Here is a 26,899-nt window from a genome sequence, read left to right as displayed (position 1 = left end):
GCATGCGAACCCGTGGACTGATCGCGCTCACGCTGGCCGCGGCCCTGCTCACCGCCTCGGCCGGCTGCGGCGGCGACGAACCGCCGGCTGCCGGTGGCGCCGCCCCGGGCGCGAGCGCGCCGGTCGCGGAGCCGACCGGGGAGGCGCTGGCGAGCACCGAACCGGTGGACGACGCCGCCGCCCCGCAGGCGTGCGCGCTGGTGCCGAAGGCCGACGCGGAACGCCTCGCCGGCACCGCGCTGCAGGAACCGGTGGTTTCCGACCGGTCGTGCACCTACACCGGACCGACGAGCGGGCCCACCGCTCAGGTCGAGGTGTTCGTGGGCGACGGCGCCAAGAAGTACCTCGACATCGAACGGCAACTCGGGCACGAGATCCGTGAGCTGGCCGGGACGGCCGACGAGGCACTGCTCACCGCGGAGACGTTCTTCCTGCGCAAGGGCGAGTTGTGGGTGGCGGTGCGGCTGGTGCGGCTCAACGACCCGCAGGAGAACCGGGCGCCGCTGGAACGGCTCGCCCGTACCGTCGCCGGCCGGATGTGAGGCGGCCGGTGCGTGGCCGGCGTCTACCGCACCAGGAGGTGATCCCGCCGTCTCGACATGCGGACAGCTTCGGGGCCAGGCCGCGCCGACGCTGGGTTCGCGGGCGCGGCTGTGCCACCATCCCGCCATGGACGCCGCACTGGTCGGCCGCGACGCGGTCGTCGAGCGGGTGTGGCGTGCCCTGACCTCCGGTACGCCGGTGCTGCTCGACGGTCCGAGCGGCATCGGCAAGACCGCGCTCTGGCGGGCAGTGGTCGCCCACGCCGGGCGCACCGGCTGGCGGGTGCTGTCCGCCGCGCCCACCGAGGCCGAGACCGCGCTGCCGTACGCGGCACTCGCCGACGTGCTCCGCCCGCTGGCCGACGCGCTACCGGGGCTGCCCGCGCCGCAACGGGTCGCCGCCGACATGGTGCTGCTGACCGGCGAGCACGACGGCGCGGTGGACGAGCGGGCGGTGGGCGCGGCCACCCGTACGCTGCTCGACGCGGCGGTCACCGACGCGCCCCGGGTGCTGCTCGCGGTCGACGATCCGCAGTGGCTGGACCCGCCGAGCGCCCGGGCGCTGCGGTTCGCGCTGCGCCGGCTGACCCGGTGGCCCGCCGTCCTGGCCACCCACCGCACCGGGGACAGCCCCCCGGTGCCGGTGCCGCTCGGGCTCGACGACGACCCGGCCGGGCGGCCCGCGCTGCTGCGCGCCGCCGTACCCCCGCTCACTCCGCCCGACCTGCACCGCGTCCTCGCCGCCCGGCTCGGCGGCACGCTCAGCCGTCCGCTCACCGACCGGCTGGCCCGCGACGCCGACGGCAATCCGCTGCTGGCCATCGAACTGGCCCGCGCGGTGCTGCGGCTGCCGCGCCCGCCCGCGCACGACGAGGACCTGCCCGTACCGTCGTCGCTGCGCCTGCTGCTCGCGGAGACCCTGCGGGCGCTGCCCGGTCCGAGCCGGGACGCGGTGCGGCTGGCCGCGCTGCTGTCCGTGCCGACGCTGCGGGACCTGGCAGCGGCGGGTGCGCCGGCCGGAGCGCTGGACGCGGCCGAGGACGCCGGGCTGGTCGTGGTCACGCCGAGCCGGATCGACTTCGCGCACCCGCGGTACGCGGCGGCGGTGCGCGAGAGCATCCCGCCGGGGGCCCGGCGGCAATTGCACGCGCTGCTCGCCGGTGCGGTCGCCGACCCGGACGAGCGGGCCCGGCACCTGTCCCGGTGCACTGTGGCGCCGGACGTCGCCGTCGCCGCCGATCTGGCCGCCGCGGCGGCCCGGCAGCGGATGCGCGGCGCATCGGCGCTCGCCGCCGACTGGTACGCCCGGGCGGCCGAGCTGACCCCGCCGTCGTCGGCCGCCGACCGGAACCGGCGCCGCCTCGACGCGGTGCAGTGCCGCATCGACAGCGGCGACTACGCGGCGGCCGGGCGGGCCGCCGCGGCGGCGGCCGACGAGCTGACCGGCGCCGAGCGGGGCGAGGCGCTGCTGTTGCGCGCGCTCGTCGCGTGGTGCGTCGACGACCTGGTCACCGCCGTCCGGGTCGCCGAGCAGGCGCTCGCCGCCGCTGGGCCGGACGGCGACCTGGCCGGGCGGATCCACACCCACCTGACCATGTTCCACGACCAGCCGGAGCCGGCCCGCCGGCACGCGCGCGCCGCGATCGCCCGCCTGTCCGGCCGCGACGAGCACCGCCCGCTGCTGACCGCCGCGCTGCTGCTGCTGTTCTTCAACGAGGTACGCGCCGGCGGCCCGGCGCCCACGGAACTGCTGGACCGGGCGCTGGCGCTGGAGGACGGCGAGCCGTCCTTCCTGGCCGGTTCGGTGCCGGCGATCTGGTGGAAGTCGGTCGACGACCACGACCGGGCGCGGGCCCGGCTGCACCTGATGCTGGACCTGGCGGTGGCACGGGGCGACGACCCGCTGCGGCACGAGGTGCTGACCCATCTCGGCGAGACGGAACTGCTGGCGGGGCGCTTCGCCGAGGCCGGTTCGCACATCGCCGCCGCCCGTGACCTGGGTGAGCAGCTGGGTACCGGGCTGGTGGGCGAGAGCTGGCTGGGCGGTGTGCTCGACGCGCACCGGGGCCGGTTGGCGCAGGCGGGCGCCGCCGCAGCCGGGCTGCGCCGCGACGACGACCTCGCCGACACGTGGAGCCGGCGACTGCACCACCAGCTCACCGGGCTGGTGGCGCTGGCGTCCGGGGAGTGGGCCACCGCCGCGACGGCGTTCGGCGCGCTCGCCGCCGATCTGGACGGGTCGGGCATCGCCGAACCGCTCGGGCAGCGCTTCGAGCCGGACTGGATCGAGGCGTGCGTGGGCGCCGGTGACCTGGACACCGCGCACGCCGCGCTGGACCGGCTGGCCCGGCGCCACAGCCGGCTGCCACGACCGTGGACGACGCTCGGGCTGGCCCGCAGCCGGGTCCTGCTGGCCGGCGCGACCGGTGCGGATCCGAGCGCGGCGCTGGACGCGCTGACGCAGGCCCGGGCCGCGGTGCCGGAGGCGGTGCTGCCGCTGGACCGGGCCCGCTGCCTGCTCGCCGCCGGCCGCGCGTACCGGCGGGTGCGGCGACGCCGGGAGGCGCGGGCGGCGCTCGACGCGGCGGTGGCCGAGTTCGACGCACTCGGCGCGTCCGCGTTCGCCGACCGGGCGCGGGCGGAGCTGGGCCGCATCGGCGCCCGCACCCCGGCACCGACGACGCTCACCGCGACCGAGGAGCGGGTCGCCCGGCTCGCCGCGCGGGGCCAGACCAACCGGCTCATCGCCGACGCGCTCTACATCAGCCCGAAGACGGTGGAGGCCAACCTGGCCCGGGTCTACCGCAAGCTGGGCATCGCCAGCCGTGCCGAGCTGGGCGCGGCGATGGGCCGGCCGCCGGGCGACTGAGTCGCTCAGCACCGGCCAGGGCGCTCAGGACGCGGCCAGCGTGCCCAGGTGCGCGCCGAGCAGCTCCCGGGCACGCGCGGGCGGCATCCGCTCGGGGTACAGGAGCGCATGCAGCGCGAGCCCGTCGAGCAGGGCGTGCAACCGGGCGACCGTTTCGTGGTCGGCGGCCGGTTCCCCGGTGAGCAGCACCACGGCGAACTCGACGGCGCGGCGGATGCCGTCGTCCGCGTCGGCCATCCGGGCACGCGCCACCGGGTCGGTCTGGGCGCGCGCGGCGAGCAGCAGCCACACCTCGGCCTCGCGGACGCGCTGGCGGTCCAGTGGCAGCAGTTGTTCCAGGATCCGCTGGGCGACCTCGCGCGGGCCGCCGGTGCGGTCGTCGGCGGCGATCCGCTCGGCCGCCTCGGCCTGCACGTGCTCCATGGCGAACACCAGCAGCTCGGTCTGGGTGGCGAAGTAGTGCCGCAGCGCGCTCGGTGACCAGCCCGCCTCGGCCGCGATGCTGCGGACGGTGGCGGCGCCGACGCCGTCGCGGTAGACGACCCGCCACATCGCCTGCGCCAGTTCGGCACGGCGCGCGTCGTGGTCGACGATCTTGGGCACGGGCCCCTCCGGAACGTGGTTGACGACCGCTGCTACGGTTATCGCACAGCGTACTAAAAAGGGAGGCCGCATGCTCGTGGCAGTGATCGTCGGATGCGAGGTGGCGTTCTGGGTGGTGCTGCTCGCCGGCCTGATCGCCCGGTACCCGCTGCGGCGGCCCCGCCTCGGCGCCGCCCTGCTGATCGCCGTGCCGGTCGTCGACCTCGTCCTGCTTGCCGCCACGATGATCGACCTGCGCCGGGGCGCCACGGCCACGTTCGCCCACGGCCTCGCCGCCGCGTACCTCGGGTTCTCGGTGGCGTTCGGGCACAGCATGGTGCGCTGGGCCGACGAGCGGTTCGCGCACCGGTTCGCCGGCGGCCCTCCCCCGCGCCGGGCCCCCCGGTACGGGATGGCCCGGGCCCGGCACGAGTGGCGCGAGTGGGGTAAGGGCATGATCGGCTGGGCGGTCGCCTGCGCCGTGCTGCTCGCCGGCATCGCCCTGGTCGGCGACGGCGAGCGCACCGCCGAGCTGTGGGCGTGGACCGGCCGGCTCAGCCTGGTGATGGCGGGCTGGCTGGTGTTCTGGCCGGTCGCGTACACCGTCTTCCCGAAACGGGCGCCGCGCGACGCGTGAGATTCACCCACCGCGCCCGGCGACCCGGCCGGACGCGCGCAGGCACTCCCAGCGGGCGTGCTCGGCGTACTGGAGGTAGACCGCCTGGTTGAGGTGCCCCTGCGTGTCGAGTCCGTAGCCGCGCACGGTGACGCGCACCCGGAACGGATCTGCCATGCCGGCAGCCTAACCAGGGGCGAAGCGGTAATCCGGGTGCGGTCCGGGCCGCGCGCCTCTAGCCTGCCCGGCGTGACAGTGGAGATCGTGACCCTGGCGCAGCGGCCCGACCTGGCGCCGCTGCTGGACGCCGACTTCGACGGCGCCTGGCCGCCGTTCATGCTCTGGGATCCGATGGGCGCGATCTACTACGGCGTCGCGCACGAGACGTACCCCGAGTTCGTCTTCGCCGCCGTCGACCCGGCCGAGCCGGGCCGGGCCGTGGCCCGGGGGTACGCGGTGCCGCTGCGCTGGACCGAGGACGAGCTGCCCGACGGCGGCTGGGACCGGGTGATCCAGCGGGCCACGCTCGGCCGGCTCACCGGGTCCACGCCGAACCTGGTGTCCGCGCTGGAGATCTGCGTGCGCCCGGACCGGCGCGGCGGCGGGCTGTCCGCGCTGATGCTGGCGGCCATGCGCGCGGCGGTGGCCCGCGCCGGCTTCGACACGCTGGTGGCGCCGGTGCGCCCGAGCGGCAAGGCCGCCGTCCCGGACGTGCCGATGACCGAGTACGTGGCCCGGCGCGGCCCGGACGGGCTGCCGGCCGACCCGTGGCTGCGGGTGCACGTCCGCGCGGGCGGGGTGATCGAGCGGGTCGCGCCCCGGTCGATGACGGTGACCGGCACGCTCGCCGACTGGCGGCGCTGGACCGGGCTGCCGTTCGACACCTCCGGCCCGGTACGCGTGCCGGGCGCGCTGACGCCGGTGCTCGTCGACGTCGACCACGACCACGCCGCGTACGTCGAGCCCAACGTGTGGGTGCGCCACCGCCTCTGAGCGGGCCGGCGGGTCAGGCCGGCCAGGCGTGACCGATCCCGTCGAGTAGCAGGACCACGCCCTCGGTGGCCGCCTCCCGGTCCCGGGAGATCTCCCGGTACTCCGGCGAGGTGGACCAGCGCTCGAAGTCCTCGCGGCTGCCGAACGACAGCAGCACCGCCTTCTGGTGCGGCCAGTCGCCCTCCACCACGCGAGGAGCGGTGTCGGCGGCGAGCAGCTTCCCGCCGTACCGGGCCAGTACCGGCGGGAAGGCGGCGGCATACCTGTCGTAGCGCGCCCGGTCGTGGATGGTGAGCTGTGCGAGGGCGTAGACGGTCACCGGGTCAGGCTACCGACCGCCCGAGCGCCGCGGTGTCGTCCGTCAGGTCGGCCCACCGCCGTCGTGACCCGGCCGACTGTCCGCTGTGCTCTAGCCATTATGCCTCTGACCTGCGAATACTGGTAGCAGACTCGCGCGCCGCGCGTCGGGTGGGGGAAGAGGTGGGGCACGATGATCGGACAGGAGACCCAGCCGGAGGCCATACCCGAGCCGCGGAGCGCGCCGGAGGGCCCGGTCCGGCCCGCCGCGCCGGTTCCCGCCGCCGTGTGGCAGGTCCGCGTGCGTACCAAGCTCGACGACCTGTACCAGCAGCTCGCGGTGCTGTCGCCGCGTGATCCCGAGCGGGCCGAGGCGCTGCGCGCGCAACTGTCCGGGGTGGAGGGGGTGCTCGGACGCAGCGGCGTGGTCGAGTGGTTGCGCGGCGGCAACCTGGAGTACGCGTGGCAGACGATCCACTCGGTGGAGCGGGCCATGGTGGCGCTGCGCTCCCCGGACGAGCTGACCGGGCTGCTGCCGGCGTACCGGAGCGCGGCGGCGCAGGTGCTGCCGGCCGACGACAAGGTGCTCACCGATCTCGACCCGTCGGCCGGAGCCCCGTCCGACGCGCTACTGCGCGCCCGGGTGCAGGCGTTGCTGCTGCGCTACCACTCGGCGTCCGACGAGTTCCACGAGTCGGCCCGCCGGCTGCGCAACCGGATGCTGGGCCTGTCGGTGTTCGCGCTCGTCGCGGAGATCCTGGTGGTGCTGGTGCAGTGGCGCAGCCACGACGTACGGCTGCTGGAGGCGCCGACCGACGCCGGTGGCGTGCCGGCGTGGCGGCTGTTGTTCTTCGTGCTGATCGCCGGGGCGCTCGGGGCGTTCCTCAGCGCGCTGCCCTCGATGATCACCTCACGGTCCGGCGGGCTGCCCTACAAGCTGCCGTTCCAGCAGGGGCTGCTCAAGCTCGCGATCGGCCCGCTGGTCGCGGTGGTCGGCATCATGCTCGTCATCGGCGGCCTGGTGGAGACCAGCGTCAGCAGCACCGCCGCGCTGCTGGGCCTGGCGATCGTGTTCGGCGCCGGGCAGCAGGCCGTCACCGCGTTCGCCGACCGACGGGCGGCCGAACTCCTCGGGCCGGCGGCCAAGAGCTGACGCCGGGTGGTGACCTCGACCGGCCGTGTCACCTGCGCGTCTACGCGGCGTTCGGGGACCAGGAGCGGCTGACCCAGCCGGTGCGCAACAACACCTGCGCGGGCTGAGCGCCGGTCAGGGGATGGCCAGGCCGTACGCGGCGAGGATCTCCAGGATCGGCTGGTAGTAGCTGGTGCCGCCGCTCGTGCAGTTGCCGCTGCCGCCGGAGAGGACGCCGATGACGGTGCCGGTCGCGGCCACGTAGAGCGGGCCGCCGCTGTCGCCCGGCTCGGCGCAGATGTTCGTGCGGATGAGCCCGGTGACGCTGCCTTCGGCGTAGTTGACGGTCTGGTTGAGCCCGGTGACGGTGCCGCACCGTACGCCCGTGGTGGCGCCACTGCGGCAGACCCCCTGCCCGACGTACGCGCTGCCGGCGGCGGTGACGGTGACCTGCCCGGGGTAGGTGTGGACCGCGCTCGGGTGGGCGACGTCGCCGGTGTAGCGGACCACGCCGTAGTCGTTGCCGGGGAAGCTGCTGCCGCTCCGGCTGCCCAGCACCGTGGTGCGGGCGCTGTCGGCGTACCAGGTGGCGGCGAGGCGCGTGCAGTGCCCGGCGGTCACGAAGTACCAGGTGGTGCCGCTGCGCACGTTCGCGCCCAGGGAGCACCGCCCGCCGCCGCCGTAGATCGCCTGACCGCCGGCGATGAGCGTGCGCAGCCGCCCGGGTTCGTGGTGCAGCACCGCGCCGGCCCGGTCGGCGGTGCGGCGCAACGCGGCCAGCTCGGGTCCGCGTACCGTGTCGTCGGCGGTGACGGTGAGCCGGCCGGTGGCCGGGTCGCGCCCCCAGGCGGTGCCGGGCGTACGGAGATCGGCGAGCGCGGCGGGATCGGACGGCGGTGCGGCGACGCCGGCCCGGGCGAGCGCCGGGGTGCCGGCGAGCAGGGCGGCGAGGACGAGTACGACAAGCGCGGGTCGGCGCATCCCCCGACACCTCCTCCATCGTCTACGGTCGATCTGCCAAGCATCGGTCCGGTGGCGCGATCGACTCAAGTGGCAGAACCGGCGGGCCCCGAAACTTCCGGAACCGCGCCGGGCGGTACGCGCACGCTCGCAGCCCGCACCCACCCGCAGAATCCGCCTGCTCACCCGATGCCGGCCGCCCCATGGTCGACGCATCGAGGTGATTAAGTTTTCGGAACAATTCCGGTAGGCTCCGGGCAGAGATTCGCTTCGATCCACTCACGATGTGCCGGGGAGTCACTCCCGGACCTGGCGCGGCCACCGGGCGGCCGCGCGGAGCCGACGTCGTGGCGGGCGGTGGGGCCGAGGCGAGCCGATCCCATCGTCAGGCTAGAGAGGCATTCAGATGGACAAGGTGGTCGCCCGCGGCAGCGGGAGCGCGGCAGCCCGGTCACGCCCGCGGACCGCTGTGATCGCGATGGTGGCGGGGGCCGCGGTGGTCGCCGCGACGACAGCGGTGGCGACCAGTGCCAGCGCCGGCACGACGCTCGGCGCGTCGGCGGCGGAGCAGGGCCGGTACTTCGGCGCGGCGGTGGCGGTCAACAAGCTGTCCGACAGCACGTACGTCGGCATCCTCAACCGCGAGTTCAACTCGGTGACCGCCGAGAACGAGATGAAGTGGGACGCCACCGAGCCGTCCCAGAACCAGTTCAACTTCACCAGCGGCGACCGGCTCGTCGCGCACGCCCAGGCCAACGGCATGCGGGTACGCGGCCACGCGCTGGCCTGGCACTCGCAGCAGCCCGGCTGGGCGCAGAACATGTCCGGCAGCGCGCTGCGCCAGGCGATGCTCAACCACGTCACCCGGGTCGCCACCCACTACCGCGGCAAGATCGACTCCTGGGACGTGGTGAACGAGGCGTTCGACGACGGCAACAGCGGCGCCCGCCGCAACTCCAACCTGGAGCGCACCGGCAGCGACTGGATCGAGGCCGCGTTCCGGGCCGCCCGCGCCGCCGATCCGGGCGCCAAGCTCTGCTACAACGACTACAACACCGACAACTGGAACTGGGCCAAGACGCAGGCCGTCTACAACATGGTGCGGGACTTCAAGGCCCGGGGCGTGCCGATCGACTGCGTCGGTTTCCAGTCGCACTTCAACAGCGGGTCGCCGTACCCGAGCAACTACCGCACCACGCTGCAGAACTTCGCCGCGCTCGGCGTCGACGTGCAGATCACCGAGCTGGACATCGAGGGCTCCGGCAGCACCCAGGCCACCACGTACGGCAACGTGACCCGGGACTGCCTGGCCGTGCCGCGCTGCAACGGCATCACGGTCTGGGGCATCCGGGACACCGACTCCTGGCGGGCCAGCGGCACCCCGCTGCTGTTCGACGGCAGCGGCAACAAGAAGCAGGCGTACACCGCCGTGCTGAACGCCCTCAACGCGGGCGGCACCCCGCCGCCCACCACCGCGCCGCCGACCAGCGCCCCGCCCACCTCGACACCGCCGACCAGCGCGCCGCCGACCAGCGCGCCGCCGACGACGCCCCCGCCGACCGGCGCCTGCACCGCGACGTTCACCACCAACCAGTGGCTGGGCGGCTTCGTCACCAACGTCCGGATCACCGCGGGAGCCGGCGGGCTCAACGGATGGGCCGTGTCGCTCACCGTGCCCTCGGGCTCGGCCGTCACGAACACCTGGAGCGCCCAGGCCAGCGGCACCACCGGCGCGGTGACGTTCCGCAACGTGGACTACAACCGCCAGGTCGGTGCCGGTGGCACCACCGAGTTCGGATTCCAGGGCACCGGCACGGCGCCCTCCGGCACGCCGGCCTGCGCGGGCGGCTGACAGTCGGCGCGACCCGGCACGGGGCGACCGTGCCGGGTCGCATCCCCGGCGGGCACCCGCCGGCGACCGTACAGTGGGGTAGGTCCTGTTCCACTGTCTCGCCGGAAGGACCACAGTGAACCGACGCATCAGGACCGCTATCGGCGTCGCCCTGACCGCCACCCTCGTCACCACCGCCGCACCGGCCCCCGCCGCCGCCCACGACCGGCGCCCGGCAGTGATCGCGCTGCCGGACGGCTTCCAGCCGGAGGGCATCGCCGCCGCCGGCCGGTACGCCTGGTTCGGGTCGCGGGCCACCGGAGAGATCTACCGCGCCGACCTGATCACCGGAGCGGGCCGGCAGGTCAGCCCCGCCACCGGCACCCCGTCGCTCGGCCTGAAGGTCGACAGGCGGGGCCGGCTCTTCGTCGCCGGCGGCACCGCCGGCGACGCGCGGGTGATCGACACGCGCACCGGCGCCGTGCTCGCCCGCTACCGGTTCGCCGACGCGCCGACGTTCGTCAACGACGTGACGCTCACCCCCGACGCCGCCTGGTTCACCGACTCGAACCGGCCGGTGCTCTACCGCCTGCCGCTGGGACGCGGCGGCACGCTGCCGCCCGCCGGCGGCTTCACCACGCTGCCGCTGACCGGCGACTTCCAGCAGAGCGGTACCGGCGTCAACCTCAACGGCATCGTGCCGACGCCGGACGGCCGAGGGCTGATCGTCGTGCAGTCGAACACCGGCATCCTGTTCCGGGTGGACCCGGCCACCGGCGTCACCACCGCCGTCGACGTGCCGGGCACCACGTTCGTCAACGGCGACGGCCTGCTGCTGATCGGCCGCACGCTGTACGTGGTGCAGAACCGGCTCAACCAGATCGCCGTGGTCGAACTGAACCGCGCCGGCACCACCGGTGTGCTGCGCCGGGTCCTCACCGACCCGGACTTCGACGTGCCGACCACCGTCGCCGCCGCGCTCGGGCGGCTCTACCTGCCCAACGCCCGGTTCTCCACTCCGCCGACGCCGGCCACCCCGTACACGGCTGTCGCCGTCGACGGGCGCTGATCGGGGCCGCCGGGCCGCCTGCCGCTCCCCCTCCGCGTCCTCGCCGCCCGGGTCGCGGGCGGCGGCCAGGTGGTTCTCGTAGTCGGCGCGCAGCCGGTCCACGGTGTCCTGCGTGGCGCCCACGTCGCCGGCGGCCGGGGGCAGCGCCTCCAGGGCGGCCTCGGCCGGCCACGGCGGAGGCCCGGCGGGGCGCAACGGGTGATCGTTACTCGAAGCGGGAGGGGTCGCCGGCGCCGCGGCGCAGGATCTCCGGCTCCGCGCCGGACAGGTCGACCACTGTGGTCGGCTCCAGCCCGCAGTCCCCGGCGTCGACCACCGCATCGACGAGGTGGTCGAGCCGCTCCTTGATCTCCCAGCCCTGGGTCATCGGCTCGTCCTCGCCGGGCAGCAGCAGCGTGCTGGTCAGCAGCGGCTCGCCGAGTTCGGCGAGCAGCGCCTGGGTCACGGCGTGCCGGGGCACCCGCGCCCCGACCACCCGCCGCCGCGGGTCCTGCAACCGGCGGGGTACCTCGGCGGTGGCCGGCAGCAGGAACGTGTAGCTGCCCGGGATGACCGACTTCACCTGCCGGAAGACCGCGTTGCTGAGCTTGACGAACTGGCCGAGCTGAGCGAAGTCGGCGCACATCAGCGTGAACGGGTGCCGGTCGTCCAGCCGCCGGATCTCCCGGATCCGCTCCACGCCGTCGCGGTTGCCGATCCGGCAGCCGAGCGCGTAGCAGGAGTCGGTCGGGTAGGCGATCACCCCGTCGGCGCGCAGCAGGTCCACCACCTGCCGGATCACGCGGGGCTGGGGGTTGTCCGGATGCAGGTCGTAGTACCTCGCCACGCCGGCCAGCCTATGTCCGCGCCCGGGCGGGCGCAGGTTTGGCCGGGGCGGTTTCCGGAAACAGGTGGGGGCCGTTCACGACAGGGGGACCGAACAATGTCCGAAGCCAGCACAGACCGCGTCGCCGACCGCCCCGCGGAGGTGACCGATCCGCTGCTGTGGGACCTGGCCGCCGCGGTGTCCGACGCGCACCAGCCGGACGCCGAGCGCGCCTGCGCCAGCCCGAGCTGCGCCGGGGCGGCGTGGCCGTGCCCGGCCTGGAACAACGCGCAGGTCGGACTGAGCGCCGCCCGGGCGCCGCGGCCCGCGCGCTCCGTCCCGGCCGCGCGCTCCGTCAGCCCGGGCGGCGCGATCACGTCGGTCGGCGTGCTCACGCCGGGCCTGGCCGGAACGGTCCCGGTCGCTCCGGCCGACCGGCAGCACGCTCAGCCCGGCGCCGGCGACGCGGCGGACAGGCTCGCCGCCGCCACCGCCGCCTGAGCACGCACGCGCGGCGCTGCCCCCGGTCACCGGCCGGGGGCGGCGGCGCGGTCCGGGGTCGCCCCGGTCACCGGTCGTACGGAGAGCCACTGCGGAGGGTCAGGACGACCCCGGAAGAGCGCCCTCTCTCGTAACAGGACATTGACGGACCCGTAACCCGGACCTTAATGTCGCATCTCGAGAGAGCGCTCTCACAGCTTCCGGACCACCACTCCGTACCCCGCCTCTCCTCGTGAAGGGACCTCCATGACCCTCCTGCGGGACTTCTCCCCCGACCCCGTACCCCCGGCCGTGCCCGTCCCGTCCCCGGCCCGCCGCCGCGGCCTGCGGGCGACCGCCCTCGCCGCCGCCTCAGTGCTCGCCGCCGGCCTGCTCGGCGTCGTGGTCGCCGGTGGCGGCACCGCCACCGCCGGCGCGGTCGGCGCGGGCAGCTTCACCGAGACGCGGCCGGCCGGCGCACTGCTCCCCAAGGGCTGCGGCGCGATCAGCACCAACCCGCGGACGTTCACCACAGCCGACGCGCCGGCCGGCGCGATTCCCACCAACGACTGGTGGTCCTCGCTGATCTGGAAGCGCAACAACTGCACCGGCAGCGAAGTCCTGCACGCCCACCCGCTGGCGTTCAAGGCCGAGAACAACGGGCTCGGGTTGTCCTACACCACCACGCCCGCGATCAGCGGCACCGCGACCGGTGTGGGCGAGTTCCACTACCCGTACACCGAGGACGTCCGCGTCGGGCTGGCCGGGCTGACCGCGCCGGTGGTCAAGGCCGCCGGCTGGACCGACTGGACGGTCACCGCCGACTGGAGCGACGGCAGCCGCACCATGCGCGCCACGATCGGCCACGGCCTGCCGTTCAGCTACTACACGGTGAACGGCGGCACCGCGCAGCTCACCACCGCCGGGACGCCCACCGTCTGGCGCAACTCCGGCGCCACCATCGGCTTCACCGTCCGCGGCCACGACTACGTCGCGTACGCGCCGTCCGGCGCGACCTGGACGGTCAACGGCACCGGCATCAGCTCGACGCTCGCCGGCAAGGGGTACTTCTCGGTCGCGGTGCTGCCCGGCGGCGGCGACCGGGCCGCCCTGGCCGACACCTACGGCCGGTACGCCCACGCCCACGTCACCGGCACCCGGATGAGCTACACGTACAACCCGTCGGCGGGAACGGTGCGCACCACCTACGCGTTCACCACCACGCCCCGCGAGGGCAGCGAGACGAAGACGGTGGTGGCGCTCTACCCGCACCAGTGGCGCAGCCTCACCGGCGCCACCCCGATCGGGCAGACGTACGTCTCGGCGCGCGGCGCCATGCGCGTACTCACCGGCGTGCCGTCGTTCACCACCTCCATGCGCTTCACCGGCGTGCTGCCCGAGGTGCCCGCCGTGGGCGACTCCAGCGGCGCCGACCTCGCCACCGTCACCGGCTACCTCAACGCCGAGAAGGGCAACCCGGAGGGCGTCAGCGGCACTGACACCTACTGGGCCGGAAAGGGGCTCGGCCGGGCCGCCCGGATCGCCGAGATCGCCGACCAGCTCGGGCAGACCTCGGTCCGCGACGCGGCGCTGACCGCGATGCGGAACCGGCTGACCAACTGGCTCACCGCCGGCTCCGGCGAGACCGGCCAGCTGTTCTACTACGACCGCAACTGGGGCACGCTGATCGGCTACCCCGCCTCGTACGGCTCGGACGAGGATCTCAACGACCACCACTTCCACTACGGCTACTTCATCGCGGCCGCCGCCACGCTCGCCAAGTTCGACCCGGGCTGGGCCGACGACAGCCGCTACGGCGGCATGGTCGACCTGCTCATCCGCGACGCCAACAACTACGACCGCGCCGACAGCCGCTTCCCCTACCTGCGGGACTTCGACATCTACGCCGGGCACGACTGGGCCTCCGGGCTGGCGCCGTTCTTCGCCGGCAACAACCAGGAGTCCTCATCCGAGGGGATGAACTTCGCCAACGCGCTGATCCAGTGGGGCCAGGCCACCGGCGACACCGCCGTCCGGGACGCCGGGGTCTACCTGTGGACCACCCAGTCCGCGGCCATCTCCGAGTACTGGTTCGACGTGTACGACCAGAACTTCCCCGCCGCGTTCGGGCACAAGACCGTCGGCATGGTGTGGGGCGACGGCGGGTCGTACTCCACCTGGTTCTCGGCGGCGCCGGAGATGATCCAGGGCATCAACATGCTGCCGATCACCGGTGGTCACCTCTACCTGGGCGACTTCCCCGAGTACGTCAAGGCCAACTACGCCGAGCTGGTCACCAACAAGGGCGGGCTGCCGACGGTGTGGCAGGACATCATCTGGGAGTTCCTGGCCCTCGGCGACGGCGAGCAGGCGCTGCGCAACTTCCGCGCCAACAGCGGGTTCACCAGCGAGGAGGGCGAGAGCAAGGCACACACGTTCCACTGGATCCGCAACCTGGCCGCGCTCGGCACGGTGGACACCACAGTCACCGCGAACCACCCGCTGGCGAAGGTGTTCGTCAAGAACGGCGTCCGCACCTACGTGGCGTCGAACATCACCGCCCGGCCGCTGACGGTGACGTTCTCCACCGGCGTCACGCTCGCCGTGCCGGCCGGGAGGACGGCCACGTCCGGGGCGTACACGTGGAGCGGCGGCAACGCCACCGGTGGCGGGACCGTGCCGACCGGCCCGCCTCCGACCACGACGCCCAGCCCGACGCCGACCAGCGCCAGCCCGACGCCGACCTCCGCGAGCCCGAGCCCGAGCGTCCCCGGGTCGCTGAAGCCGGTCCGGTACCTGCGCTCCGGCGGCGGGCTGGACGGCACCGCCGGCACCGCCGGCACGGTGACCGTGGCGGCGGCGAACGGCAACTCCGACGGCACGCCGACCAACCCGCAGGTGTTCACCGCCACCGGGCTGACCGGCGCGTACAACGGCGGGGCGACCGCCTTCGACCTGGCCGTCGACGCGGGCACCGCGGTCGGCAACGGCGTCCAGATCCGGGTCTCCTACGACCTGACCGGCAACGGCGGCTTCGAACGGGTGGAGACCTACCGGTACTTCGCCACCGACCCGGTCCCGGGTGCGGAGCGCTACCGGCAGACCCAGGGCCTGCTCTCGGCCACCGGCACGCTGGGCAACCTGTCCGGCGGCACGGTACGCGTCGAGGTGTGGAACGCCATCGGCGGCGCGCCCACGATCCTCGGCGTCGGCAACGGCTCGACCGTCACGCTGCCGTACGGCTCCTGACCCGCGGTCTCCGGCGCCCTGGCCCCACGGCCGGGGCGCCGGATCACGGCCAGCGGGTGGCGGTGGACTCGACCAGCGCGCCGTCGCTCGCCACCGGGATGACGCACAGCAGGTGCCCGCCGGGCGCACGCAGCACGTGACAGCTGCGCACCAGCGCCACGTCCGCGTCGCTGCGCCCCGGCTGGTACGCGCCCAGCCCGACCGACCCGGCCGCGTACGCGCCGACGAGATCGTCACCGAGCACGTCCCGGGAGCGGCGGATCAGGTCGGCCAGGTAGTCGCTGATGTCGTCGCGCATCCCGGCATCCTGCGCCGGCCCGGGCGCGGTCAGTGCGCCGGGTCGGGACAGCACACCGTCAGCGCGCCGGGGACCACCCTGACCTTGAGCCGTTTCGCCGTGCCCCGGGCGCCACCGTCCAGCTCGTACGTCTTCGGCACGTCGAACCGCACCTTGATCCTGCGGCCCCGGGTGATCCGGACGAACGGCGAGTCCTCGGAGTGCCCGGCGGCCATCCGGCCCAGCGTCCGCGCCCAGTCGACGGCGCCGCTGGCGGTCGACACGCCGACCTCCAGCGCCCCGTCGTCGGGGCGGGCGTCGTCGAACGCCGGGATGCCGCCGGTGATGGTGCCGACGTTGCCGAACAGCACGCAGCTCGCCTCGTCGTCGAACCAGTCGGCACCGTCGACCCGGATCCGGGTCCGTACGCACTCGCCGCGCACGTGCCGCAGCCCGGTCCAGACGTACGCGATCCGGCCGAAGCGGCCCTTGAGCTGCCGGTCGGCGTCACGGATGAGGTCGCCGTCGAAGCCGGCGCCCGCCATGACCGCGAAGTGCTCCCCGTTGATCCGGCCCAGGTCCAGCTCGCGGCGGCGGCCGTGCAGCGCGATGCGTACCGCCTCGGGCAGGTCGACCGGGATGCCCAGGTTCACCGCGAACAGGTTGGCGGTGCCGGCGGGCAGGATGCCCATCGGCACGCCGCTGCCGGCCAGCGTGTCGGCGCACCGCTGCACCATGCCGTCGCCGCCCCACACCAGCACCAGCTCGGCGCCGGAGTCCAGCGCCGCGCGGACCCGCTTGGGCGCCTTGCGGCTCTTGGGCACCTCGTACCAGAGCAGCCGCCCGACCCCGGCGCCGACGAGCCGGGAGCGCAGCTCGTCGAGCCCGCCCCCGAACGTCTTCTTCCGGTGGGCGACGACAGCGACCGTACCGGCCGTGGGCGCGGCGGGGGTGGGGGCGGTGTCCGGGCGTTCGGCCGTGCGCGTGTCCATGGTCCGGCTGGTACCCGGACCGCACGGATCCCACGCCTGCGCGCGACGCGCGCGACACGGATCGACGGCGTACTGTGCCCGGCCCGCCACCTTGGGTACAGTGCGGGGCGTCGATCCGTGCCACCGGGCGCGAGTCCGGAGGGTGCGGGATGTCGGGACGGACCGGTTGGACGGCGCGCTACCTGCTGCGCCTCGGTCTGCTGCTCGGGCATGGCAGTCGTCCGGGGCGCCCACGAGGTCGCCTCCGGTCCGGCCGCCCACGCCGCCGACCGCGAGCCGTCCGGCCCGCTCACCGCCACCGTCGGGGTGCTCACCCACACGCTCGGGACGGTGTTCGGCCTGCCCGCGTCCGGAACCGGCAACGGCGGCACGGCCCCCGCCGGGTCCGGCGACGCCTGCGACCGGACGCCGTCGGCGGCCGGTCCGCCCGAGAACATCACGACCACGCCCGCCCTCCCGCCGCTCGACGGCCTCACCCACGGCGTCTCCGCGCCGCACAGCGAGGCCGCCACCGCGGACGCGAACCGCTGTCGGCTGCCGACACCGCCGCACGGGTACGCACGGCCGGCGGCCAACCCGCTACCGCCGTCGCGCACGTCACGCCCCGGCATCAGACCTGCCTGAGCGGACTCCACAGGCACCTCCGACCCGGGGCACGGGCGTGTCCCGCCGGACTGCCGCATCCCGCGGCGGCGCCGCCGACTGTCGTCCGGCGCCCGTAACCGACCCGATCAAGCCTGCGAAAACAGGAGTTCGTCAATGAGCACTGCCCTGCCCGTCGTCCGCGCCCGCTGGTGCGACATCGGCCGGATCGCCGATCTCGTCGCCGAGGCCCTCGCGCCCACCGCGTCGGCCGCCTGGCTCGTCCCCGACCCGTCCCGCCGCCTGCCGGTCCTCGCCGCCGTGGCGCGGATCTGGACCGAGCACGCGTTGCTGTTCGGCGACGCGTTCCTGCTGCGCGACGGCAGCGCCGCCACCGTGTGGTTCCACCGCTACCGCCCGATCCCGTCCCCCCACCGGTACGCCGACCGGCTCGCGAGCGCCGCCGGGCCGGACGAGAACCGGTTCCGCCGCCTCGGCGAGGAACTGGCGGCACGCCGCCCCGTCGAACCGCACAACCACCTGGCGCTGCTGGCCGCGCCCCGGGGCGGCGCGGTCCAGGCGCTGTCCGCTTCGCAGCGCCGGATGGACACGTTGAGTCTGCCCACGTACGCGCATCCGTGCGCCGGTGAGCAGGAGGAGCTGCTGCGGCGGCGGCTCGGATACGCCGAACGCGAGACGTTCGCCGCGCCGGACGGCACGCCGGTGCGGTCGTTGTGGCGGTCGGCGCCGTTGCCCGCGGGCGGCAACGACAGGTGGCGGAACCGCCGGGCCGGCCGCCGGGAACACGACGACCGGGCGGTCGGCCCGGCGGCGCGGTGACCGGCTGAGCCTCGGGCCGGACCAGGGGCAGCGCGGCGGGACCGATCCGCGACGTCGGGATCGGGCAGTACGGCATCACCGTGCAGGACCACCCGAACGGGATGGCGACGTTCGCGGCCGGCGGCAAGCGCGCCGACGCCCACTTCGTCCGTCCGGGCCGCCGGTCGGCTGCGGCGGCGTTCGCCCTGATCAGTGCCTAACGAAGGTCACGGTTGCCTGGGTGGGTGCCCGCGCCGGCGGGGCGCCCGGCCCGGGACACGGCGCCGCGGTCGCGGTGGATCCGGGCGGCCACCTCGTGCATCGCGCGGCTGAACAGCTCCGCCTGGTCACCCACGCCGCCGAGCCGGGCGGCGAGCGCGTCGGCGTCGGCCCGCGCCGACGCGCTCGCCTGGGCGTCCAGCTCGGACAACGCGGCGTTGGCGGCGGTGACGAGGTGTCCGCAGAGGACATCGAAGGGCTCGCCCGCCAGCTCCGGGTCGATCGCCACGGAATCCAGCCGGCCACCCTGGACGGCGACCGCGCGGACCCGCCCGCCGGCCGCAGTGCCCTCGGCCCGGAGCAGGTTGCCCGGCTCGCCGTCGGTGTGCGCCGAGGCCCGGGAACGCATCGCGGCGAGCGCCTGCTGCGTGCGGGTCAGCAGCTCGTCGAGGCTCGCGGCCGCCGAGAACGGGTCGTTGGTCATTTCCGCGCTTTCTTCACGTCTTAGCCGAGCATCGTGACCCTAGCAACCGGCTCCGACGAATCGCGGTCACCGGCCGCCGCGGGCCGCGTCCCGGCGCCGCGAACAGGGCGGACACCGGGCGACGCGGCGTGTCGCGCACGGCCGGACGCCCGGCCGGGGCGAACCGGCCGGGCGTCCGAGGGCCGCTCAGCGCAGGCGCAGCCGCTGACCGGGGAAGATCAGGCCCGGGTCGTCGCCGACCACTGCGCGGTTGCGCTCGTACAGGGCACGCCAGCCGCCGTCGACGCGCTGCGCCACGGCGATCTCCGACAGCGTGTCCCCGCGCCGGACCACGTACGTCCCGGCGCCGGACGACGGCCGCGGCGCCGCCCTCGTCGCTGCCCGTTGCGGCGTGGCCGTGCGCGCGGCGGCCCGCTTCGGGGCCGCCTTCTTCGGGGCCGCCTTCGTGGTGGCCCGCTCGGACCGGGTCGCCGCGGCGCTCGCCGAGCCACCCTTCCTGCCGCAGACCGGCCACGCGCCGATGCCCTGCCCGCGCAGCACCTTCTCCGCGACGGCGATCTGCTCGGACCGGCTGGCCAGGTCGGCGCGGGCGGCGTACTTCCTGCCGCCGTACCCGTTCCAGGTGGCGCGGGAGAACTGGAGCCCGCCGTAGTAGCCGTTGCCGGTGTTGATCTTCCAGTTGCCGCCGGACTCGCAGCGCGCGACCGCGTCCCAGTTGACACCGGCGCTGGCCGGAGCGGCCGGGCCGAACAGGGTCGCGGCGCCGACGGCGGCACCGGCCAGAACCGCGCCGAGCGCGGTGCGGCGGCTTCGGGCTGAGTATTCAGTTGCCATGTGGATTCCTCCACGCCGACGAGGTGAGCTGTCGGGTTCGGGCCGAGGAGCCCGGCCGCCGGTGGCGGCTTCACCCCGAGGTGACGATGCACCGTGGAACGTGTGGTTCCCCCGCTCCCGCGCGAGGTTCGGTTACCGGGGCCGGCGGCGGGATTTGGCGTTTCCGACCCTCGGTGTTCGCTTCTGCGAACGAAACCGACGCTAGGAGCGATTTGCAACGATCGTCCTCTTCTGTGACGCTCTTCACCCGGCCGGGCGACCGGCGGCGGCGCTACGGTGACAGGGCCCGACAAGATCACGGAAGGGCGGAACGGATGACCGATCACGGACACGAGCTGACCTTCGGCGGCTTCCTGACGCCCGCCGCCGGGCAGCCCGACCGGGTGGTGGCGCTGGCCCGGCTCTGCGAGCAGGTCGGGCTGGACCTGGTCACGTTCCAGGACCACCCTTACCAGCCGGGCTTCCTGGACACCTGGACGCTGATGTCCTACGTGGCCGCCGCCACCGCACGCGTCCGCATGGCCGGAAACGTCCTCAACCTGCCGTTACGCCAGCCGGTGGTGCTGGCCCGCAGCGTCGCCAGCCTGGACCTGCTCACCGGCGGCCGGGTCGAGCTGGGACTCGGCGCGGGCGCGTTCTGGGACGCGATCGAGGCGGCGGGCGGGCGGCGACTGTCCCCCGGCGCCGCCGTCGAGGCCCTCGACGAGGCGATCCGGGTGATCCGCGCGGTCTGGGACACCGACCGTCGCGGCATGATCCGCGTCGACGGCGAGCACTACCGGGTGGTCGGCGCCAAGCGCGGTCCGGCGCCCGCGCACCCGGTGGGCATCTGGGTCGGCGCGTACAAGCCGCGCATGCTGCGCCTGGTGGGCCGCGCCGCGGACGGCTGGCTGCCGTCCCTGTCCTACCTGCCCGAGGGCCCCGACGACCTGCCCGCCCTGAACGCGCTCGTCGACGAGGGCGCGGCGGCCGCCGGGCGCGACCCGGCCGCGATCCGCCGGATGCTCAACGTGACCGGCACGTTCGCCCGCTCGTCGGCCGGTTTCCTGGTCGGGCCGCCGGACCAGTGGGTGGAGGAACTGGCCGGGCTGACGCTGGAGCACGGCATCACCACGTTCATCCTCGGCAGCGACGAGCCGCGCGCGATCCAGATCTTCGGCCAGGAGGTCGCGCCCGCGGTGCGGGAGCTGGTCGCCGCCGAGCGCGCCGCGCCCGCCGCCGGCGGCCCGAGCACGCTCGGCGTCACCCCCACCCCCGACCCGGGGTACGCCTGAGCGCGCGCCGCCCGTGGGACGAGTCCACCCGCCCGACCGCGCCGCCGCCCGCCTACCCGCCCGGGGACAGGCCGGCCTGCCCGGCGGAGTGGCCGCGCTCTACCCCGCGCCCCCTCAGCGGACCCGTCTCGCCGAGGTGACGAGTCACTTCGGCGAGACGGTGCCCATCGAGTGGCCGTCACGACAACCGCCCCGGACATCAGATCAGCGACCCCGGCCCAACCCCGTACCACCGGGCGCTCGCCGCACCCAACCCGCACCAGATCCGCCCGACCCATCCACGCGCTGCCCCGGCATTCCCCACTCCGGGACACGACCGCTTGATCCACACCGGCTCGCCGGGGTTGCCGGGTCAGAGCCCGTCCGATACCGCCACTTCGGCGAGCTGGAGTCGATCACGCCAGCCGGTCGGGGCGAGCCGGGCGAGCCGGGTCGGGCTACAGGCCGCGGGCGAGGCGGTCGGCGAGGATGCGGGTGAACCGGGCCGGGTCGGCCAGCTCACCGCCCTCGGCCAGCAACGCCATGCCGTACAGCAGCTCGGCGGTATCGGTCAGCGCGGCCGTGTCGCCACCCTCCCCGTGCGCCTTGCGCAGCCCGGTGACCAACGGGTGGGCCGGGTTCAGCTCCAGGATCCGCTTGACCCGGGGCACCTCCTGTCCCATGGCCCGGTACATCTTCTCCAGCGTCGGCGTCATGTCGTGCGCGTCGCCGACCACGCAGGCCGGCGAGGTGGTCAGCCGGGTGGACAGCCGCACCTCCTTGACGCTGTCGGCGAGCGCGCCGCCGAGGAACGTGAGCAGGTCGGCGTACTCCTGGCGCTCCGCCTCGGCCTTCTCCTTCTCCTCCTCGGTCTCCAGGTCCACCTGCCCCTTGGCGACCGAGCGCAGCGTCCTGCCGTCGTACGCGCCGACGCGCTCGACCCACACCTCGTCCACCGGGTCGGTGAGAATCAGCACCTCGTAGCCCTTGGCGCGGAACGCCTCCAGGTGCGGCGAGTTCTCGATGGTGGCCCGGTTCTCGCCGGTCGCGTAGTAGATCTCGGTCTGGCCGTCGCGCATCCGCTCCACGTACGCGCGCAGCGTGGTCGGCTCGGCCGGGTCGTGGGTGCTGGCGGCGCGGACCAGTTCAAGCAGCGTCTCGGTGTTGTCCGGGTCCTCCAGCAGACCCTCCTTGACCACCGCGCCGAACTCGGTCCAGAACGTGCGGTACGACTCGGCGGACATGTCCTTCAGCGTGGCGAGCACCTTCTTGACCAGCCGGCGGCGCACCGCGTGGATCTGCCGGTCCTGCTGAAGGATCTCCCGGGAGATGTTCAGCGACAGGTCGTGCGCGTCCACCACGCCCTTGACGAAGCGCAGGTAGTTGGGCATCAGCGCGTCGCAGTCGTCCATGATGAACACGCGCTTGACGTAGAGCTGAACGCCGCGGCGGCCCTGCGGGGAGAACAGGTCGAGCGGGGCGTGCGAGGGCAGGAACAGCAGCGCCTCGTACTCGAAGGTGCCCTCGCCGCGCATGTGGATCGTCTCGAGCGGGTCGGCCCAGTCGTGCGCGACGTGCCGGTAGAACTCCTTGTACTCGGCCTCGTCGACCTCGTCCCGCGAGCGCGCCCAGAGCGCCTTCATCGAGTTGAGCGTCTGCTCCTCGCGGGTGGTGGCGCCGTCCTCGCCGGGCTTGTCGACGGTCATCCGGATCGGCCACGAGATGAAGTCGGAGTAGCGCTTGACGATCTCGCGGATCGTCCACTCGGCGGTGTAGTCGTGCAGGTTGTCGTCGGTGTCGGCCGGCTTGAGGTGCAGCGTGACCGCGGTGCCCTGGGGTGCGTCCCCGACTTCCTCGATCGAGTACGTGCCCTCGCCGGCGGACTCCCAGCGGGTGCCGCCGGACTGCCCGGCGCGGCGGGTCAGCAGCGTCACCCTGTCGGCGACCATGAACGTGGCGTAGAAGCCGACGCCGAACTGGCCGATCAGCTCCTGCGAGGCGGCGGCGTCGGACGACTCGCGCAGCTTGCGCAACACCTCGGCGGTGCCGGACTTGGCGATGGTGCCGATCAGGCCGACCACCTCGTCGCGGGTCATGCCGATACCGTTGTCCCGCACGGTGAGCGTGCGGGCGTCCTTGTCGACCTCGATCCCGATGTGCAGGTCGGAGGTGTCGGCCGGCAGGTCCTTGTCGACGAGCGATTCCAGCCGCAGCTTGTCCAGCGCGTCGGACGCGTTCGAGATCAGTTCGCGCAGGAAGACGTCCTTGTTCGAGTAGATCGAGTGCACCATCAGCTGCAGCAGCTGACGGGCCTCGGCCTGGAACTCCAACGTCTCGACCCGGTCGCTCACACCGACTCCCTTCCCTCTGGCGGGCGCTACGGCGGAAAGGATACGAGGGGTGACCACCGCGGGACGCACCGGCCACCCCCGAAAACGACTGGTACAACCAGTTGACGAGTTGACGTGCTCGGGGCCACACTGCAGCGCATGACCTTCGATCCCGCGCCTCGTGTCTCGGTCTCCGACCACGTCTTCGGCCGGCTGCGCGACGCGATCGTGTCCGGCCGCTACGCGCCGGGCGAGACGCTGCCCGGCGAGCGGGAGCTGGCCGGGGCGTTCGCCGTCAACCGGCACGCGGTCCGGGAGGCGCTGCGCCGCCTGCAACAGCTCGGCCTGGTCCGGGTCAGCCAGGGCGGCGCGACCCGGGTGCTGGACTGGCGGGTCCACGCCGGGCTGGACCTGGCGCTGTCCCTGGCCCGCTCCGGTGACGTACTCCCGGTCGAGACGCTGGTGCGCGACATGCTGGAGATGCGGGCCTGCATCGGGATCGACGCGGCCCGGCTCTGCGCCGAGCGCGCGGACGCGGCGGTCGTCGCCGCCCTGGTCCGGGCCACCGAGGAGTACGGCGACCTGGCCCCCGACCTGGACCGGATGAGTGAGGCAAACATCGCCATCTGGCGGCTGGTCGTACGCGGCAGCGGCAACACCGCCTACCAGCTCGCGTTCAACAGCCTCGTGGCCGGCACGTTCGCGGTCGGCGACGTCCCCCCGGACGCGCGCGCGGCCGAACTGCTCGACGTGGCCGGTCACCGCCGTCTCGCCGCGTCGCTCGCGTCCGGTCAGGGCGCGGCGGCCGCCCGGCACGCCCGGGCGCTGCTGACCGCGCCGGTCATCACCCCCACCACCCCCACCACCGGAAGGGAAGCGCACGCATGATCCCCGCCGTGCTGTACGCCATCCCGGCGTTCCTGCTCCTGATCGTCGTCGAGGCGGTCTCCTACCGCTTCCTGCCCGACGACGACGAACGCGGCTACGAGCTGCGCGACACCACCACCAGCCTGTCGATGGGGCTGGGCAGCCAGATCATCGGCTTCCCCTGGAAGCTGCTCACAGTCGGTGTCTTCGCGGCGCTGTGGACCGTCGCGCCGGTGCACCTGTCCCCCGGTGACTGGTGGACCTGGGTGATCCTGTTCTTCGCCGACGACCTGGCCTACTACTGGTTCCACCGCTCGCACCACGAGGTACGCGTGCTCTGGGCCAGCCACGTCGTGCACCACAGCAGCGTCTACTACAACTTCTCGACCGCGTTGCGGCAGAGCTGGACGCCGATGACCTCGCTGCCGTTCTGGCTGGCGCTGGCGCTGCTCGGCATCCCGCCGTGGATGATCTTCCTCCAGCAGTCGGTCAGCCTGCTCTACCAGTTCTTCCTGCACACCGAGCGGGTCAAGGTGCTGCCCCGGCCGATCGAGTGGATCTTCAACACGCCGTCGCACCACCGGGTCCACCACGGCTCGAACACCGAGTACCTGGACCGCAACTACGGCGGCATCCTGATCATCTGGGACCGGCTGTTCGGCACGTTCGAGCCGGAGCGGGCCACCGCGCGCTACGGCCTCACCAAGAACATCGGCACCTACAACCCGCTGCGGGTGGCCACCCACGAGTTCGCCGCGATCTGGTCCGACGTACGCCGGGCCGACTGCTGGCGGCACCGCCTCGGCTACCTGTTCGGCCGTCCCGGTTGGCAGCCGGCCCGATGAGGCGGCTGCTGCCCCTGTTCGGGCTGGTCGCCGCCGTCGAACTCGTCGGGGTCGCGCTCGACTCGACGGTGCTCCAGTGGCTGGCCAAGCCGCTGCTCGCGCCGGTGCTGCTGGCGTACCTCTGGGCGCACCGGCGCCGCGTCGACGCGGTGGCGGTCGGCCTGGTCGCCGCCACCGCGGGCGACGTCGCCCTGCTCCTGGAGGGCGACACCGCGTTCCTGGCCGGCATGGGCTTCTTCCTGGTCACCCAGGTCGCGTTCAGCACCGCCTTCGCGCGGCACCGGCGCGCGCCGGTCGCGGCACGGGCGGGCTACCTGCTCGCCTGGGCCGGGGTGAACGCGCTGCTCTGGGGCATGCTGGGACCGCTGCGGCTGCCGGTGCTCGGCTACAGCCTGGCGCTGTGCCTGATGGCCGCCGCGGCGACCGGGGTGTCCGCGCGGGTCGCCGTGGGCGGGGCGTTCTTCCTCGTCTCCGACCTGCTCATCGGCGTGGGAGCGGCCGGGGTCGATCTGCCCGGCGGGGGTCTGTTGGTGATGACCACCTACTGCGCCGCGCTGCTGCTGATCACCACCGGCTGGGTGGCCGCGACGCGCCCGGCGACCGGCCCGCAGCCGCCGATGGCGGGTACCCTGCTCGCGTGGCCAGGGAGAACGGGCGCAAGCTGATCGCCTCGAACAAGAAGGCGCGGCACGACTACGACATCCTCAAGACCTACGAGGCGGGCATCGTGCTGGCCGGCACCGAGGTGAAGTCGCTGCGCGAGGGACGCGTGTCGCTCGTCGACGCGTTCGCCCAGGAGCGCGACGGCGAGATCATGCTGTACGGCCTGCACATCGCCGAGTACGGCTTCGGCACCTGGACCAACCACGCGCCCCGGCGCACCCGCAAGCTGCTGCTGCACCGGGTGGAGATCGCCCGGATCCTGGAGAAGCTGCGCGACGGCGGCATCACGCTGGTGCCGCTGTCGATGTACTTCGCGGACGGCTGGGCCAAGGTGGAGCTGGGCCTGGCCCGGGGCCGCCGGTCGTACGACAAGCGCCAGGCGCTCGCCGAGCGGGACGCGAAGAAGGAGATCGCCCGGGAGATGGGCCGCCGCCTCAAGGGCCGGACGGCGGCGCGGCGAGGCTGAGTCCGTCCCGAGGCCGGTGGCACGCGGGGTTCGCCGCGGACCGGTTCGGCCCCACGTCAACGCTCGTCGTGATGGGTGCCTGCTACCTGCTGGTGGTGCTCACTCCGCTGCTGGGCGGCCCGTGGCGGGACATGCGCCGGCCCGCTGTGGTGCGGCAGCACGAGCCGGAGCCCACGTCGGAGCGCCAGCGGGAGACGCTCCCTTGACACCGGCGTGCCCGCGCCGATGAGCGGGTTCACGGCGGAGCCCATCCCGACCGCACGGCTGAGCCTGCTGCCGCTGGCCGTCGAACACGCCCAGGAGATGGCCGCCGTCCTCGCCGCCCCGGCGCTGCACACCTTCATCGGCGGTGAGCCCGCCACCCCGGCGGCGTTGCGGGCCCGCTACGAGCGGCTCGTCGCCGGCTCGCCCGACGCGGCCGAGTCGTGGTGCAACTGGATCATCCAGCTCCGGGACGACGGCCGGCTGGCCGGCTTCGTCCAGGCCACCGTCACCGCGCCGGTCGGTCCGTCCCGGCACGCCGCCACGGCGGGTGCGAGCGCGGTCGGCCACCGGCACCTCGACGAGTCGACGCCGGTCACCGCGGGACCGGTCGCGGAGATCGCCTGGGTGGTGGGCACACGGTGGCAGGGGCGCGGGATCGCCACCGAGGCCGCCCGTGGGATGGCCGCCTGGCTGCGGCGGCGCGGTGTGCGTACCCTGATGGCCCACATCCATCCCGACCACCGCGCGTCGGCGGCGGTGGCCACGGCCTGCGGCCTGACCCCCACCGATCTGTGGCAGGACGGCGAGGTCCGCTGGACCGGTGCAGCCGCCCCGCCACCCCCGCCTGCCCGGAGTTGA

At 74.2% G+C, this 26,899-nt stretch carries 28 protein-coding genes and 1 riboswitch; of the genes, 18 read left to right on the top strand and 10 right to left on the bottom strand.

Features of this window, described 5'->3' with window-relative positions:
• Window positions 1–2: 2 nt before the first annotated feature.
• On the top strand, window positions 3–542 hold the full coding sequence (locus C569_RS0102300; protein WP_018784210.1) for a hypothetical protein: 540 nt from the start codon (window positions 3–5) through the stop codon (window positions 540–542).
• Window positions 543–669: 127 nt separating this feature from the next.
• Window positions 670–3,411: an AAA family ATPase gene (locus tag C569_RS0102290; RefSeq protein WP_018784209.1), complete on the top strand. Its 2,742-nt coding sequence runs from the start codon at window positions 670–672 to the stop codon at window positions 3,409–3,411.
• Between the two features lie 24 nt (window positions 3,412–3,435).
• Here C569_RS0102290 and C569_RS0102285 read toward each other — a convergent pair whose 3' ends face one another.
• On the bottom strand, window positions 3,436–4,014 hold the full coding sequence (locus C569_RS0102285) for a TetR/AcrR family transcriptional regulator (RefSeq protein WP_018784208.1): 579 nt from the start codon (window positions 4,012–4,014) through the stop codon (window positions 3,436–3,438).
• Between the two features lie 70 nt (window positions 4,015–4,084).
• Between C569_RS0102285 and C569_RS0102280 the strand changes: the two genes are divergently transcribed.
• Window positions 4,085–4,630: a hypothetical protein gene (locus tag C569_RS0102280; RefSeq protein ID WP_018784207.1), complete on the top strand. Its 546-nt coding sequence runs from the start codon at window positions 4,085–4,087 to the stop codon at window positions 4,628–4,630.
• A gap of 3 nt (window positions 4,631–4,633) precedes the next feature.
• Here C569_RS0102280 and C569_RS32975 read toward each other — a convergent pair whose 3' ends face one another.
• Window positions 4,634–4,786, bottom strand: coding sequence for a thioesterase family protein (locus C569_RS32975; RefSeq protein ID WP_018784206.1), 153 nt, complete (start codon window positions 4,784–4,786; stop codon window positions 4,634–4,636).
• Window positions 4,787–4,858: 72 nt separating this feature from the next.
• Here C569_RS32975 and C569_RS0102270 point away from each other — a divergent pair, with 72 nt between their 5' ends.
• Window positions 4,859–5,602: a hypothetical protein gene (locus tag C569_RS0102270; RefSeq protein ID WP_026267602.1), complete on the top strand. Its 744-nt coding sequence runs from the start codon at window positions 4,859–4,861 to the stop codon at window positions 5,600–5,602.
• A 13-nt stretch (window positions 5,603–5,615) separates the two neighbouring features.
• Here the strand turns inward: C569_RS0102270 and C569_RS0102265 are convergent, their stop codons facing one another.
• Window positions 5,616–5,921 carry a DUF1330 domain-containing protein gene (locus C569_RS0102265; protein WP_018784204.1) on the bottom strand — a complete coding sequence of 102 codons (306 nt, stop codon included), beginning with the start codon at window positions 5,919–5,921 and terminating at the stop codon, window positions 5,616–5,618.
• A 171-nt stretch (window positions 5,922–6,092) separates the two neighbouring features.
• On the opposite strand from C569_RS0102265, the gene C569_RS0102260 reads away from it, so the two are divergent.
• The gene (locus C569_RS0102260; RefSeq protein ID WP_018784203.1) at window positions 6,093–7,052 is read left to right on the top strand and encodes a hypothetical protein; all 960 of its coding nucleotides are present in this window, start codon (window positions 6,093–6,095) and stop codon (window positions 7,050–7,052) included.
• A 114-nt stretch (window positions 7,053–7,166) separates the two neighbouring features.
• Here the strand turns inward: C569_RS0102260 and C569_RS0102255 are convergent, their stop codons facing one another.
• Window positions 7,167–8,012, bottom strand: a complete 846-nt coding sequence (locus C569_RS0102255) for a S1 family peptidase (protein WP_018784202.1) — start codon at window positions 8,010–8,012, stop codon at window positions 7,167–7,169.
• A 385-nt stretch (window positions 8,013–8,397) separates the two neighbouring features.
• Between C569_RS0102255 and C569_RS0102250 the strand changes: the two genes are divergently transcribed.
• Together C569_RS0102250 and C569_RS0102245 are read left to right on the top strand one after the other, a co-directional pair.
• The gene (locus tag C569_RS0102250; protein WP_018784201.1) at window positions 8,398–9,843 is read left to right on the top strand and encodes an endo-1,4-beta-xylanase; all 1,446 of its coding nucleotides are present in this window, start codon (window positions 8,398–8,400) and stop codon (window positions 9,841–9,843) included.
• A 115-nt stretch (window positions 9,844–9,958) separates the two neighbouring features.
• Entirely contained in the window at window positions 9,959–10,891 is a 933-nt protein-coding gene (locus C569_RS0102245; protein WP_018784200.1) for a hypothetical protein, read from the top strand.
• A gap of 205 nt (window positions 10,892–11,096) precedes the next feature.
• On the opposite strand, the gene C569_RS0102240 is transcribed toward C569_RS0102245, so the two are convergent.
• Complete coding sequence (locus tag C569_RS0102240) at window positions 11,097–11,717, bottom strand: L-threonylcarbamoyladenylate synthase (protein ID WP_018784199.1); 621 nt, start codon at window positions 11,715–11,717, stop codon at window positions 11,097–11,099.
• A gap of 96 nt (window positions 11,718–11,813) precedes the next feature.
• Between C569_RS0102240 and C569_RS34015 the strand changes: the two genes are divergently transcribed.
• Window positions 11,814–12,197 carry a hypothetical protein gene (locus tag C569_RS34015; protein ID WP_018784198.1) on the top strand — a complete coding sequence of 128 codons (384 nt, stop codon included), beginning with the start codon at window positions 11,814–11,816 and terminating at the stop codon, window positions 12,195–12,197.
• Between the two features lie 246 nt (window positions 12,198–12,443).
• Window positions 12,444–15,425, top strand: a complete 2,982-nt coding sequence (locus C569_RS0102230) for a glycosyl hydrolase (RefSeq protein ID WP_018784197.1) — start codon at window positions 12,444–12,446, stop codon at window positions 15,423–15,425.
• Window positions 15,426–15,468: 43 nt separating this feature from the next.
• On the opposite strand, the gene C569_RS34010 is transcribed toward C569_RS0102230, so the two are convergent.
• Both C569_RS34010 and C569_RS0102220 read right to left on the bottom strand, forming a co-directional pair.
• Window positions 15,469–15,723: a hypothetical protein gene (locus tag C569_RS34010; protein ID WP_051090435.1), complete on the bottom strand. Its 255-nt coding sequence runs from the start codon at window positions 15,721–15,723 to the stop codon at window positions 15,469–15,471.
• 29 nt (window positions 15,724–15,752) lie between these two features.
• The gene (locus tag C569_RS0102220) at window positions 15,753–16,694 is read right to left on the bottom strand and encodes a diacylglycerol kinase family protein (protein ID WP_018784195.1); all 942 of its coding nucleotides are present in this window, start codon (window positions 16,692–16,694) and stop codon (window positions 15,753–15,755) included.
• A gap of 210 nt (window positions 16,695–16,904) precedes the next feature.
• Between C569_RS0102220 and C569_RS34005 the strand changes: the two genes are divergently transcribed.
• Together C569_RS34005 and C569_RS0102210 are read left to right on the top strand one after the other, a co-directional pair.
• Entirely contained in the window at window positions 16,905–17,318 is a 414-nt protein-coding gene (locus tag C569_RS34005; RefSeq protein WP_018784194.1) for a hypothetical protein, read from the top strand.
• 135 nt (window positions 17,319–17,453) lie between these two features.
• Entirely contained in the window at window positions 17,454–18,116 is a 663-nt protein-coding gene (locus tag C569_RS0102210; RefSeq protein ID WP_018784193.1) for a hypothetical protein, read from the top strand.
• A gap of 196 nt (window positions 18,117–18,312) precedes the next feature.
• On the opposite strand, the gene C569_RS0102200 is transcribed toward C569_RS0102210, so the two are convergent.
• Complete coding sequence (locus C569_RS0102200; RefSeq protein WP_018784191.1) at window positions 18,313–18,798, bottom strand: YbaB/EbfC family nucleoid-associated protein; 486 nt, start codon at window positions 18,796–18,798, stop codon at window positions 18,313–18,315.
• Between the two features lie 186 nt (window positions 18,799–18,984).
• Window positions 18,985–19,632, bottom strand: coding sequence for a transglycosylase family protein (locus C569_RS0102195; protein ID WP_018784190.1), 648 nt, complete (start codon window positions 19,630–19,632; stop codon window positions 18,985–18,987).
• Window positions 19,631–19,776: riboswitch (cyclic di-AMP (ydaO/yuaA leader) on the bottom strand. Its footprint overlaps the gene before it by 2 nt.
• A gap of 170 nt (window positions 19,777–19,946) precedes the next feature.
• Between C569_RS0102195 and C569_RS29665 the strand changes: the two genes are divergently transcribed.
• Entirely contained in the window at window positions 19,947–20,906 is a 960-nt protein-coding gene (locus C569_RS29665; RefSeq protein WP_018784189.1) for an LLM class flavin-dependent oxidoreductase, read from the top strand.
• A 437-nt stretch (window positions 20,907–21,343) separates the two neighbouring features.
• Here C569_RS29665 and htpG read toward each other — a convergent pair whose 3' ends face one another.
• Entirely contained in the window at window positions 21,344–23,236 is a 1,893-nt protein-coding gene (gene htpG, locus C569_RS0102185; RefSeq protein ID WP_018784188.1) for a molecular chaperone HtpG, read from the bottom strand.
• Between the two features lie 138 nt (window positions 23,237–23,374).
• Between htpG and C569_RS0102180 the strand changes: the two genes are divergently transcribed.
• The 6 genes from C569_RS0102180 (at window position 23,375) to C569_RS0102155 (ending at window position 26,899) form a co-directional block, all read left to right on the top strand.
• Window positions 23,375–24,103 carry a FadR/GntR family transcriptional regulator gene (locus tag C569_RS0102180; RefSeq protein WP_026267601.1) on the top strand — a complete coding sequence of 243 codons (729 nt, stop codon included), beginning with the start codon at window positions 23,375–23,377 and terminating at the stop codon, window positions 24,101–24,103.
• Entirely contained in the window at window positions 24,100–24,927 is an 828-nt protein-coding gene (locus C569_RS0102175; RefSeq protein WP_018784186.1) for a sterol desaturase family protein, read from the top strand. The genes C569_RS0102180 and C569_RS0102175 overlap by 4 nt, the downstream gene beginning before the upstream one ends.
• Window positions 24,924–25,592, top strand: a complete 669-nt coding sequence (locus C569_RS0102170) for a lysoplasmalogenase (protein WP_018784185.1) — start codon at window positions 24,924–24,926, stop codon at window positions 25,590–25,592. Before C569_RS0102175 ends, C569_RS0102170 begins: the two co-directional genes overlap by 4 nt.
• Window positions 25,565–26,056, top strand: coding sequence for an SsrA-binding protein SmpB (gene smpB, locus C569_RS0102165; protein ID WP_018784184.1), 492 nt, complete (start codon window positions 25,565–25,567; stop codon window positions 26,054–26,056). The genes C569_RS0102170 and smpB overlap by 28 nt, the downstream gene beginning before the upstream one ends.
• A gap of 71 nt (window positions 26,057–26,127) precedes the next feature.
• A complete protein-coding gene (locus C569_RS34710; protein WP_018784183.1) occupies window positions 26,128–26,262 on the top strand; it encodes a hypothetical protein in 135 nt (44 codons plus the stop codon).
• A 19-nt stretch (window positions 26,263–26,281) separates the two neighbouring features.
• Window positions 26,282–26,899 (top strand): GNAT family N-acetyltransferase, encoded by a 618-nt coding sequence (locus C569_RS0102155; RefSeq protein WP_018784182.1) that lies wholly within the window; start codon window positions 26,282–26,284, stop codon window positions 26,897–26,899.

This window comes from Micromonospora sp. CNB394, from assembly GCF_000374985.1.
Lineage (GTDB): Bacteria > Actinomycetota > Actinomycetes > Mycobacteriales > Micromonosporaceae > Micromonospora > Micromonospora marina.
This window is presented reverse-complemented; position numbering and strand designations above follow the sequence as displayed.

Excerpts from the sequence above, each read along its gene's own strand:
- C569_RS0102290 (WP_018784209.1), top strand. The coding sequence starts at position 670 with ATGGACGCCGCACTGGTCGGCCGCGACGCGGTCGTCGAGCGGGTGTGG.
- C569_RS0102180 (WP_026267601.1), top strand. The coding sequence starts at position 23,375 with ATGACCTTCGATCCCGCGCCTCGTGTCTCGGTCTCCGACCACGTCTTC.
- C569_RS0102230 (WP_018784197.1), top strand. The coding sequence starts at position 12,444 with ATGACCCTCCTGCGGGACTTCTCCCCCGACCCCGTACCCCCGGCCGTG.
- C569_RS0102210 (WP_018784193.1), top strand. The coding sequence starts at position 17,454 with ATGAGCACTGCCCTGCCCGTCGTCCGCGCCCGCTGGTGCGACATCGGC.
- C569_RS34010 (WP_051090435.1), bottom strand. The coding sequence starts at position 15,723 with ATGCGCGACGACATCAGCGACTACCTGGCCGACCTGATCCGCCGCTCC.
- C569_RS34015 (WP_018784198.1), top strand. The coding sequence starts at position 11,814 with ATGTCCGAAGCCAGCACAGACCGCGTCGCCGACCGCCCCGCGGAGGTG.
- C569_RS0102255 (WP_018784202.1), bottom strand. The coding sequence starts at position 8,012 with ATGCGCCGACCCGCGCTTGTCGTACTCGTCCTCGCCGCCCTGCTCGCC.
- C569_RS0102170 (WP_018784185.1), top strand. The coding sequence starts at position 24,924 with ATGAGGCGGCTGCTGCCCCTGTTCGGGCTGGTCGCCGCCGTCGAACTC.
- C569_RS32975 (WP_018784206.1), bottom strand. The coding sequence starts at position 4,786 with ATGGCAGATCCGTTCCGGGTGCGCGTCACCGTGCGCGGCTACGGACTC.
- C569_RS0102300 (WP_018784210.1), top strand. The coding sequence starts at position 3 with ATGCGAACCCGTGGACTGATCGCGCTCACGCTGGCCGCGGCCCTGCTC.
- C569_RS34710 (WP_018784183.1), top strand. The coding sequence starts at position 26,128 with ATGGGTGCCTGCTACCTGCTGGTGGTGCTCACTCCGCTGCTGGGCGGC.
- C569_RS0102220 (WP_018784195.1), bottom strand. The coding sequence starts at position 16,694 with ATGGACACGCGCACGGCCGAACGCCCGGACACCGCCCCCACCCCCGCC.
- C569_RS0102250 (WP_018784201.1), top strand. The coding sequence starts at position 8,398 with ATGGACAAGGTGGTCGCCCGCGGCAGCGGGAGCGCGGCAGCCCGGTCA.
- C569_RS0102260 (WP_018784203.1), top strand. The coding sequence starts at position 6,093 with ATGATCGGACAGGAGACCCAGCCGGAGGCCATACCCGAGCCGCGGAGC.
- C569_RS0102175 (WP_018784186.1), top strand. The coding sequence starts at position 24,100 with ATGATCCCCGCCGTGCTGTACGCCATCCCGGCGTTCCTGCTCCTGATC.
- C569_RS29665 (WP_018784189.1), top strand. The coding sequence starts at position 19,947 with ATGACCGATCACGGACACGAGCTGACCTTCGGCGGCTTCCTGACGCCC.
- C569_RS0102280 (WP_018784207.1), top strand. The coding sequence starts at position 4,085 with ATGCTCGTGGCAGTGATCGTCGGATGCGAGGTGGCGTTCTGGGTGGTG.
- C569_RS34005 (WP_018784194.1), top strand. The coding sequence starts at position 16,905 with ATGGCAGTCGTCCGGGGCGCCCACGAGGTCGCCTCCGGTCCGGCCGCC.
- C569_RS0102195 (WP_018784190.1), bottom strand. The coding sequence starts at position 19,632 with ATGGCAACTGAATACTCAGCCCGAAGCCGCCGCACCGCGCTCGGCGCG.
- C569_RS0102200 (WP_018784191.1), bottom strand. The coding sequence starts at position 18,798 with ATGACCAACGACCCGTTCTCGGCGGCCGCGAGCCTCGACGAGCTGCTG.
- C569_RS0102155 (WP_018784182.1), top strand. The coding sequence starts at position 26,282 with ATGAGCGGGTTCACGGCGGAGCCCATCCCGACCGCACGGCTGAGCCTG.